Source organism: Nocardia sp. CWNU-33, assembly GCF_046764895.1.
Lineage (GTDB): Bacteria > Actinomycetota > Actinomycetes > Mycobacteriales > Mycobacteriaceae > Nocardia.
This window is the reverse complement of record NZ_JBKOQN010000136.1, coordinates 1-553: the sequence shown is the minus strand read 5'-3', so window position 1 is coordinate 553 and position 553 is coordinate 1. Positions and strand designations below refer to the sequence as shown.

Annotated in this window: 1 protein-coding gene; it reads right to left on the bottom strand. The window is 63.7% G+C overall.

From position 1 onward, the window contains the following. The coding region (locus ACLMAL_RS39740) for a hypothetical protein (protein ID WP_412003789.1) at window positions 1–553 on the bottom strand (553 nt) is incomplete at both ends.

Genomic DNA, 553 nt, shown 5'->3' with positions numbered 1-553 from the left:
CACCGGTGGTGGGGGAGTCGTCGGAGTGGCGGAGACACCTGCTTGTGTTGCCTGTCCCGGTGTCCCGGGAGCTGCCGCGGTTGCGCCCGCATTCGCCTTGGCATGCTCGGCTCTGTCGCGATCGCGCAGATATTGGCGGTCCTCGGCGCTGAGGCGGGACTCGTGCGCTGCTGGATTGTTACCGTTAGCCCCCTGCACCATCTGCCGCATCAGCTCCCCCTGCTGGTACTGCTGCATCGCCTGCATGCCCGGATTTTCCCCTGATTGCTGAGGGCTTGGGGCATTCTGACCGCCCGACCAGCTCGCCTGTGTGGCCTGGGGGGTGGTGATTTGATTCCTCATTGCTCGGATCTCGGCGAGTGCCTCGTCCTTGGCCGCATTGCTCGTGGTGTCGCTGGTCGCAGTGATGCCCGAAGGGGTGTCCGAAGTGGTGTCCGAACCCTGGGTGAGAGGGTCGTCGGTTTCCTTGTCCCCTGCGGTGGCCAGGTCTTCCTTAATTGTGTCTGAGAAATCGACGGGTTTCACGCCGGTGTTGTTGGCGCCGGTGTTGTTG